Raw genomic sequence first — 9,053 nt, forward strand, 5'->3', positions numbered from 1 at the left:
TTGTAGAGCAGATCGCTCTGCTTGAGGGACATTAGATGAAGCGGCTAAGGAAACTGCGAGTGCGCGGATGCTGCGGCCGGGAAATCACCTCCTCTGGCGGCCCGACTTCTACGACGCTGCCGTCGTCCATAAATACGACGCGATCCGCAGCTTCTCGAGCAAAGCCGATCTCATGTGTAACGACGATCATTGTCAGGCCCTGGCTCGCAAGATCGCGCATCGTCGTTAGCACTTCTCCCACCAGCTCCGGATCAAGGGCAGAAGTCGGCTCGTCGAAAAGCAACAACTTGGGCTGGATAGCAAGTGCGCGCGCAATCGCGACGCGTTGCTGCTGTCCACCCGACAGCTGGCGTGGATAGGAGTTCACTTTCTCCGAAAGGCCAACACGTGCAAGAAGCTCCGTTGCATAGCGGCGGGCTTCTTTACTGTTCTGGCCATGAACGCCAACGGGCGCTTCTATCACGTTTTCCAGAGCTGTCATGTGAGGATAGAGATTGAACTGCTGGAATACCATGCCGATTTTGCGGCGCTGGGCAGCAATCGCTCGGTTGGGTAGCTTGTCGAGTCTCCCTTTCTGCAACCTATAACCGATCTGTTCACCGTCAACTTCGATCAATCCCTGGTTAATCGATTCCAGATGGTTGATGCAGCGCAGAAAGGTTGACTTGCCTGAACCGGAAGGCCCGAGAATGGTCACCACCTCGCCACTGGCAACATCGAGGTCGATCCCCTTGAGAACCTCAAGCGGGCCGAAAGACTTGTGAACGTTTCGTGCACGCACAAGGGGCGTGTTGGCAATCGCTGGGCTCATGCGGCATCTCCAGTTAATGCGGTTTCCGGCTCTTTACGCGCTGCAAGCTGCTGTCCACGATCGCCTCGGCTGTAATAGCGCTCGATCGCACCCTGTCCCACATTAAGGACCGAGGTAATCAGGAGATACCAGACTACGGCCACCAACAGCATCGGTATGACCTCGAATGTCCGGTTATAGATTGACTGTACGGAATAAAGGAGGTCGGCCATGGCAATAACACTGACCAGTGAGGTGGCCTTGATCATGCTGATGAGCTGGTTTCCTGTCGGCGGCACGATCGAACGCATTGCCTGAGGAAGGATAATCCGCCGTAGCGCACGAGCTCTCGTCATTCCGAAGGCTTCGGCTGTTTCTGACTGTCCCCTGTCGACCGAAAGCAAGCCTCCACGAATGATCTCGGCCATGTACGCTGCCTCGTTCAATGCAAGGCCGATGATAGCTGCGGTCACGGGAGTCACGAGATCGTTTGTGTTCCAGCTTGCGAGAGTCGGGCCGAACGGAATCCCGATCGACAATTTTGGAAAGAGCGTCGAAAGATTATACCAGAAGATCAACTGTACGAGCAGTGGTGTTCCCCGGAAGAACCAGATGAACAGAGAGGACAGAGACGACGCCAGCCGATCTTTTGACATGCGGGCGACCGCCAGCAACAGTCCGAGAATAACACCAAGTACCATTGCAACGACAGTCAATCCGAGCGTGACCGTCAACCCCTGTATGACCGCCGGGTCAAAGAAGTATTGTGCGACGATGGGCCACCCAAAATTCTTGTTCGTTCCCACCGTGTAAGCAAATCCACCGCCGATGGCGAGCGCCAGCGTCCAAAGACCGATGCGGTCAAACCGTAACGGTTTATGCGCAAGCTGGACGTCACGCAGCGCATCTTCGCCTTCAGTGAGCAGTGTTTGCCCGTGCTTCATCGCGTTGTTCATTTTTGATCCTATACGCCCCGATTGATGCCCGGTTCGTCGATCATGTTGTTTTCAAGCCCCCACTTCTTCATCACGATCTTGTAGGTGCCGTTCTCGATGAGAATTTTGAATCCATCGCGCAACACTTCTCCAAGCGGAGAGCCCTTGGGCACCACGGCACCCTGGAAGATGTCCTTAAAGCCATTGCTCTGGCCGATGCCGGCAAGTTCGAGTTCACCGTCAGCCTGCTGAACATAATAGACCAATGGCGCCTGCGAGGAGAAAAAGGCATCTGACCGCTTTGAGCGAACCGACAGGATGGAACTCGGCTGATCGGTGTATGACTGGACCTCCACCGAGGGCTTTCCATCACTCACGCATTTCTCGGCCTGCTCCTTGATGACCTTCTCCGCCGAACCTCCCGCCATCACGGCAATACGCTTGCCGCAGGCAGAATCGAGCGAAACCACGGCGTGTGGATTGCCTTTCTCAACCGCAAAAACAACATACTCGCGTACCCAATCGACAAAGTCACTGGCCTTTTGGCGCTCTGGGTAATCGCCGACCGGTCCAAAGGCGAACTGGAACCGGTTAGAATTAACCCCGGCAAGCATCGCAGGCAAACCAGCCACCGAAGAGTGTTTGATCTCGACACCCAGCAATTCCCCCATCGCTGCAGCAAGGTCTGCACTCGCACCGGTCATCTTAGTTCCGGTGACAATCTCGTAGGGTGGGAAGGAGCCATTGTTGACTGCCGTCATAAATCCGGCATCGCGTATCTCCTGCGGCAAGCGCGCGCGCAACTGTTCATCGACGCTCTGCTTTGGCAAATCCTGGGCATAGGCTGCCTGGCACGCCAATACAGCAAGGATGGCTCCGATAGTGAATCTCTTTGTCATTCTCATTCTCCACTCTGTCGGTTGATTATTATTGATTGTCCTGTTCACCATTTCTATGCGGCAGAGCCGTACTCCGCCGCATAGGCAGGGAACAGCTCCTCCGGGGTAAGCTGTCGACCCAGAATGCGCTGTTCGTGCAATTCACGTGAAAAGTCAGCGATCATGGTGCGATTGGCTAAAAACCCGCTTTCGCACCAGCTTTCCGGCAGATCGCGCGCATTATTTAAAAGCTCGTCGATGATCCACGGCGTCGTATCAGCATACTTTCTGCGCTTTTGCGTCCACATCTTCTGGCTCGCATCGATCATCGCGCTGAGTTCACCCGGCAGCCATGGATACCGCTCAGCAAGACCGGACTTGACCCCGACCAGATGAATCCCCGGAACATATCCAACCGCCCGAAAATAATCGAGCTCGGCGCTACGGAAGTCGCGCTGCAACTGGCGGAAGCGCGATCCTGCCTCGAAGTATCCGTTTGGCATAAATGGCGTGAACACAGCATCGATTTCTCCCACGTCGAGGAGCTCTATCAATGGCCGCTCTTCAGGTGCAGACTCAATGAGTCCCGGTCGTCCGAAACCATCGAGCCTGTCCACAATCGGATGCTCGGCGGTCAAACGTCCTGCAATCCAGAGGGCATCATCGATACCGACACCGCCACGCCTAAGCGCTGCTCGCGTCCAAGTATTGCCAGAATCGCGCCAGCCAGTCACTCCGATGCGTTTGCCCGCAAGTTCGGCTAGTTGTTCCAAGGAACTATCTGAACGCGTGATGATACAACGGTGCCGAAAACTGCGCATTAAAAAATTGGGAATCCCGAACACGGATTGATCGCCCGCCTCTCGCTGGGACGCATAGCGGCTAAACGAGAGTTCCTTCGCGTCGTACACCGGATCTGTCGCAAGTTCACCAACCAGAGTATCCACGCGATCAACCTGTACAGTGAGCTTTTCCGAAGTTATATCTCCCAGGATGAGCGGTGTCAGGTAATCCCAATCTCGCACGGCAATTCGGATTGTGACGGGCATGAAAACTCCTAGGTAATTTGCATTCTTAACGGGCAGCATAAATGTTGAGTGTTTTCCGATCAAATGTTATTATGTTACTGAACATTTAAATGTGAGGTCGAGATTTGGACAAAGAAGCACAGAGGTACGATGCGAGATGGTTTGCCGAACGATTGGGAAATCGCACAACCAAAGGCATAGCCCAGGAGACCAGCGCCCTGATCCGAACAGGAGCTTTGCCCGTGGGCGCCAAGCTACCGCCGGTGCGTGACCTCGCATTTCTGCTGGGTGTTAGCCCGGCAACGATCTCTCAGGCATGGAGCGACCTGCGCCGCCACAAGATTATTGGTGGTCGCGGCCGAAATGGCGCATGGGTACTGGGCGATCGCTTCACCGCTCGGCCGGAACGCCTTGCGAGTAGCGGAAATTATGGATCAGATGTAATCAATCTCGCAACTGCAGTGCCTGACAGTACTTTGCTCCCACTTTTGGATCAGGCGATGGCTCATGGTGCCAGGGCAGAAAATCTCAACAGTTATGAACGGGTGCGAATTCTCCCCGAACTGCAGGAAGCAGTGCAGCGAGGCTGGCCGTACAGCGGATGCACATTCCTGGCCACCAACGGTGGCTATAATGCCGTGTACACGGTACTGCACGCGCTTGTGCGGCCGGGTTCTCCGGTAGCGATAGAAGATCCGACCGCGTTGCGTCTTCTCGATATTCTGGAAGATATGAATGTGCCGATCATTCCGGTTGAATGCGACTTACAAGGGCCGATCCCCGCTTCCCTGGAAGAGGCGCTGAAACAAAAACCCTCTGCATTCCTCTTTCAACCGCGCATTCATGCGGTAACCGGTCATTGTGTAACGCAGGAACGCCTGAAAGCGATCGGTGATTTGCTCGTCGGCACCGAGACTCTGATAATCGAGGATGACGGCGTTGCCGACATTACAGACCTGCCGAGAATCTCACTCGGGGATCGCTTTCCTGATCGCGTCATTCACATCCTGTCTTTTTCCAAGACACTGGGACCCGATTTGCGGCTGGCTGTACTGTCAAGTTCGGCCAGTGTTGTCGAACAAATTCAGTCATACCGCAGCTTCAGTGCCGGTTGGACAAGTCGAATATTGCAATCTGCAGCGGCTTGGCTGCTGAATGACCCCATTACCGAGAAGGCATTGGCCCACGCCCGAACTGTCTATCGTTATAGGCGCGAGGAACTCGCAAGGGCACTTGCTCGGCGCGGTGTTGAGATCGACGCCGGTTTCGGCATAAGCGTTTTCATTCCGGTTCCTTCCGAGTCCTACGCTCTGGTTACGCTCGCGGCACGGGGCTTTGCAGTCAGCCCCGGAACGAAATACTCGATGCGACCGACAAGTGCCATTCGCATCGCAACCGGCATTCTTCAAGATGAAATCCAGGAACCCGTCGCTGAAGCGATTTTATTAGCGTCGCGCATTGAATAACTCCAAATGCAGATTACAGATGACCCTCGTTGAGTCGGTCTTGCTGATTTCACTTTCCAATTGGCAAAACGCCTCAAAACTGAGCAGGAACCTTTTTCATTTGGTTGAAGACTTTTTTGCATTGTCGCCTTGATCGGAGAGCCGACGTGGAAAATGTCCAAATCGACACTTTTTACTATTCGGGAGCGCTCTCATGTGCTTCTATGCGTACAGTTGTCAGCGATGCTGGCGATTTGACAACAATCGATGTAACGCTCCTGTTTGGTGGAATGAAACAGCTTAATACTCGACGCGCCGCTACACTCGAAGATGTTGCCAGGACAGCAGGTGTTTCCCGTTCGCAGGCATCGCGCGCGCTTCGCAACGATCCCGGTGTAAAGCAACAAACGAAAGCGCATATTCTCGAGATCGCTGCAAAGCTAAACTACACACCTAATCTTGCAGCCCAGACGCTCGCCAGTCGGCAGAGCCGCTCCATCGGTATTGTTGTTGGAGATATTCTCAATCCCTACGAAGCGATGCTGGCCCGCGAATGCGATCTTGTCCTGCGGCAAACAGGTTACTTTGCGATGTTGGCTGTTAATGGGACTGTAAGCTCAGTCAACGCTTTCATCGACCAACGCATAGCTGGGCTTGTGTTGATCGGTACGCCGGGCGGCAGGGATGAAATCATCAACGTTTCGAAACTGCTACCCACCGTCTATATCGGCAGAAACCTCAAGGAGGACGGCGTCGAAAGTGTTAGCTCAGATGACAGTCTTGGGGCAGGGTTAGCAACTGAGCTTCTGGTTAAATCAGGCCACACCGCAATTGCACACGTTTCGGGCGGGAGCGGAGCGGGTGCAAAGCGGCGCGAGGCAGCCTACCGCGGGACGATGCTCGAGCATGGACTGGAAGCGATGGTTGTTGAAGGTCGCTACAATGTCGACGCTGGAAGTATGGCAGCCGACACACTAATGGCCCGGAAAACACGACCGACAGCGATCTTTGCGGCAAATGACCTTATTGCCCTGGGCGTCATCAGCCGGCTCGCCTGGCTGGGTTATCGCGTGCCCGATGATGTCGCCGTTGTCGGTTTTGACGATATTCCGCTCGCGTCGTCAGAGCCAATTTCTCTGACGACGATCCGGCAGAAGGTGCCAAACATGGTGAGTGCCGCGATAGAGATCCTGCTTAGGAGGATTGAGGCTCCGGACACCCCGCTGACCAACCCGGTTCTTGCGCCGGAGCTTGTCGTGCGCCGGTCATCGGGAATCCCAATTGGCCAAAGTATTGTGCGCTAAGCGTTATCTATGCAGAAACGAAGTGTGTTTACTGAGGTCGAGATCGCATCGGTCGCGGTCATTGAGTAGTCCTCATTTTCGATGCTGATGACATCAGCGTATCCGACACCCTTGAGAGCGCGAATGATGTCGAGCCAGCCGCGAACTGCGGTGCCGTGCCCCAGGGATACGAAGTTCCATGATCGCCCACCAACCGGCGTTACGTGCTTTGGATCGAGCAATCCATCAACACGTGCCTGCAATTCAACGCGCGAATCCTTGCCGTGGACGTGATAGATACACTCACCCAGCGCCGAGATCGCGGAGATCGGATCGCCGCCCATCCAAATAAGGTGACTCGGGTCAAAGTTTACCCCGACGGTCTCGCCAACCGCTTCACGCAGCCGGAAGAAGCTCTCAACATTATAAACCGCTTGGCGGCCATGCTGCTCAACGCAGATGCGCAGACTCTTTGCTTCGGCTAACTTAGCAAATTGTTTCCAGAATGGAATGACACGCTCGGACCATTGCCATTCCAGTATCTCCATCGCCTCGAGTGGCCAAGACGACGTGATCCAGTTCGGATGCTTGTCGCCGGGGCCTCCGGCGGGCAAGCCCGACATCATCACGATTCTGCCAACGCCTAGAAGTGATGCCAATTCGATCGTTTTGTAGGCAAGGTCGGTGTCCTGGGAACCGATATTGCCCGGATGCAGCTGGTTGCCCGAGCAATTCAGTGCCGAGATTTCCAGATTGCGCTCTCGCAACATGCCGAGAAGCGCATCACGCGCTCTAGCACTCTGAAGCAAATCGCCGATGTTGAGGTGGGGGGCGCTCGACCAGCCTCCAACACCAAATTCGACGCAGGTCAGGCCGAGTTGGGCGACATGGTCCAAGCAGGATTCCAAAGAAAGGGCACCGAAGCCATCGGTATTCAATCCGATTTTCATAATTGATCTCCTTATGCCACTCGCGAAGCGAGCTGCGCAGAGGCTCTATTGACGATGGCCGACTTGCCTGTGTCCGCAGCCTCTTGAATTGCGTCGAGTATTTCGGCGGCACGCAGACCGTCGAGGATCGAACCGTTCGACATGGGCTTGTCACTCGCTATCGCGTCGAGAAAATCGTAAATCATGAAGCCGAAGACTTCGGCGTAGCCGATAGCCACGCCATCATGAGGCACCGGCAAAAGATGAGTGTACGGAAGGGAAGGGTTATTGGCGACACTTGAAAAAGGTGACTGTCCCGAACCATCGAAACGGGCGATCTCGAAGTGCGCGGGTGTTTGTGACGTGTAACGCACGGTGCCTTTCGTGCCAGTGACAAACAAGGAAAGGGTATTGCCCATTCCGACCGCCACGCGACTGGCCATGAACAATCCTTGGCACCCGCTGTCGAAACGTAGCAGTGCCGACATTACATCATCATTGTCGACCGCAAGCCGCTTTTCGCTGAGGCCCACCTTGTTGTGGCCGATGCTCGTACCGGCAGGCAGGAAACGCTCTTTGATCGAGATCGAGGCAATCGCACCCGCGACTTCGCAAACCTCGCCGCACAGAAATCGCGCTGTGTCGATTGCATGAGTGCCTAAATCAAGCAGTGCACCAGGTCCTGCGCGATCGCGTTCATATCTCCAGCTGTGCGGAAGATTGGGATCGGCAGCATATTCACTTTGGTATTGAATTGACACATTGACCAACTCTCCAAGTTCACCAGCGGCAATCAGGTCTCGAATAGCCGCTATCGCCGGTATCCGACGATAATTGAAGACCGTTGCAGAGACTGACTTTGAACGCTCAGCATCGCGATATACGCTGAGAGCGTCTTTAGCGTTCAGCGCAAGCGGCTTTTCGCAAATCACGTGCTTGCCGGCCGCGAGCGCCGCCCGAGTCACTTCGACATGAAGAAAGTTAGGAAGGCAAATACTGACAATTCCAACTTCCGGATCCGCCAGAACGCCAGCCCAGTCAGCGACTGCCTCTTCGAAACCCCAGGTACGAGCGAGGTTGGATGCAAGCAAATCGTTTCCATCACACACTGTCTTCAAGCGAAGTCCGGCAATCCTTTCACTGAAACGCCCGAAATTTGAGCGGTAGCCAAATGCATGGGCTGCGCCGATCATGCCAGCTCCGATAATAGCGATAGCGTTTCCTGTCATAAAGGTACCCTCCCTAACTGTGAGATTTTCACCATTATGGGAGCGCTCTCAAATAGTCAATATATAATATTAATTCCATTAAAACAGAGTATTATATCATTTTAAGTCGAGCCGGAGTTTTGGTTTATAAAATTATCAGTTGACTTTATAAGAACGCTCCCATAAACGATTTGACGGTCCGCGCGATGGATGAGGAGCCTTCGCATTTGCGGTGTTTCACTAGCTATAAAGGGAGGACGTTCCATGAAATCACTACTCGCCGCACTCATGCTCTCGACTGCAGCCGTCGCGCCGGCGAATGCCGCCAACATCGGGGTCGCCATGTCGAACTTCGATGACAATTTCTTGGCAGTATTGCGTTTGGCCATGCAAAAATCCGTCGAAGGAAAAACTGACGTCAGCCTGCAGTTTGAAGACGCGCAGACAGATATCGGCAAGCAGCTCGACCAGATCAACAATTTCGTTGCTCAGGGTGTCGACGCCATTATTGTGAATCCGGTGGACGCCTCGGCGACCCAGCCGATTACGGCAGGGGG

The 9,053-nt window shown here is 54.3% G+C and carries 9 protein-coding genes; 3 read left to right on the forward strand and 6 right to left on the reverse strand.

Translation table 11 applies throughout. The features are described from left to right. Positions 1–31: 31 nt before the first annotated feature. The 4 genes from PMI41_RS03200 to PMI41_RS03215 are packed head-to-tail and all read right to left on the reverse strand — an operon-like array spanning position 32 to position 3,652. Positions 32–811: an amino acid ABC transporter ATP-binding protein gene (locus PMI41_RS03200; protein ID WP_008121699.1), complete on the reverse strand. Its 780-nt coding sequence runs from the start codon at positions 809–811 to the stop codon at positions 32–34. After that, positions 808–1,746: an amino acid ABC transporter permease gene (locus tag PMI41_RS03205; RefSeq protein ID WP_008121701.1), complete on the reverse strand. Its 939-nt coding sequence runs from the start codon at positions 1,744–1,746 to the stop codon at positions 808–810. The genes PMI41_RS03200 and PMI41_RS03205 overlap by 4 nt, the downstream gene beginning before the upstream one ends. Before the next feature lie 8 nt (positions 1,747–1,754). After that, entirely contained in the window at positions 1,755–2,630 is an 876-nt protein-coding gene (locus PMI41_RS03210; protein ID WP_157179294.1) for an ABC transporter substrate-binding protein, read from the reverse strand. 47 nt (positions 2,631–2,677) lie between these two features. Beyond that, complete coding sequence (locus PMI41_RS03215) at positions 2,678–3,652, reverse strand: hypothetical protein (protein ID WP_008121705.1); 975 nt, start codon at positions 3,650–3,652, stop codon at positions 2,678–2,680. A gap of 104 nt (positions 3,653–3,756) precedes the next feature. Between PMI41_RS03215 and PMI41_RS03220 the strand changes: the two genes are divergently transcribed. Beyond that, positions 3,757–5,097 (forward strand): PLP-dependent aminotransferase family protein, encoded by a 1,341-nt coding sequence (locus tag PMI41_RS03220; RefSeq protein WP_008121706.1) that lies wholly within the window; start codon positions 3,757–3,759, stop codon positions 5,095–5,097. A gap of 146 nt (positions 5,098–5,243) precedes the next feature. Further along, a complete protein-coding gene (locus PMI41_RS03225; protein ID WP_008121708.1) occupies positions 5,244–6,380 on the forward strand; it encodes a LacI family DNA-binding transcriptional regulator in 1,137 nt (378 codons plus the stop codon). On the opposite strand, the gene PMI41_RS03230 is transcribed toward PMI41_RS03225, so the two are convergent. Both PMI41_RS03230 and PMI41_RS03235 read right to left on the reverse strand, forming a co-directional pair. Continuing rightward, complete coding sequence (locus PMI41_RS03230) at positions 6,377–7,309, reverse strand: sugar phosphate isomerase/epimerase (RefSeq protein ID WP_008121709.1); 933 nt, start codon at positions 7,307–7,309, stop codon at positions 6,377–6,379. The two genes, PMI41_RS03225 and PMI41_RS03230, sit on opposite strands and share 4 nt — an antisense overlap. An 11-nt stretch (positions 7,310–7,320) precedes the next feature. Continuing rightward, positions 7,321–8,517 (reverse strand): Gfo/Idh/MocA family oxidoreductase, encoded by a 1,197-nt coding sequence (locus PMI41_RS03235; RefSeq protein ID WP_008121712.1) that lies wholly within the window; start codon positions 8,515–8,517, stop codon positions 7,321–7,323. A 243-nt stretch (positions 8,518–8,760) separates the two neighbouring features. Here PMI41_RS03235 and PMI41_RS03240 point away from each other — a divergent pair. After that, positions 8,761–9,053, forward strand: a 293-nt coding sequence (locus tag PMI41_RS03240) for a substrate-binding domain-containing protein (RefSeq protein WP_008121714.1), incomplete at its 3' end; no start/stop codon positions are given.

The sequence above is a fragment of the Phyllobacterium sp. YR531 genome (assembly GCF_000282595.1).
GTDB lineage: Bacteria > Pseudomonadota > Alphaproteobacteria > Rhizobiales > Rhizobiaceae > Phyllobacterium.

Excerpts from the sequence above, each read along its gene's own strand:
- PMI41_RS03200 (WP_008121699.1), bottom strand. The coding sequence starts at position 811 with ATGAGCCCAGCGATTGCCAACACGCCCCTTGTGCGTGCACGAAACGTT.
- PMI41_RS03205 (WP_008121701.1), bottom strand. The coding sequence starts at position 1,746 with ATGAACAACGCGATGAAGCACGGGCAAACACTGCTCACTGAAGGCGAA.
- PMI41_RS03210 (WP_157179294.1), bottom strand. The coding sequence starts at position 2,630 with ATGAGAATGACAAAGAGATTCACTATCGGAGCCATCCTTGCTGTATTG.
- PMI41_RS03215 (WP_008121705.1), bottom strand. The coding sequence starts at position 3,652 with ATGCCCGTCACAATCCGAATTGCCGTGCGAGATTGGGATTACCTGACA.
- PMI41_RS03230 (WP_008121709.1), bottom strand. The coding sequence starts at position 7,309 with ATGAAAATCGGATTGAATACCGATGGCTTCGGTGCCCTTTCTTTGGAA.
- PMI41_RS03235 (WP_008121712.1), bottom strand. The coding sequence starts at position 8,517 with ATGACAGGAAACGCTATCGCTATTATCGGAGCTGGCATGATCGGCGCA.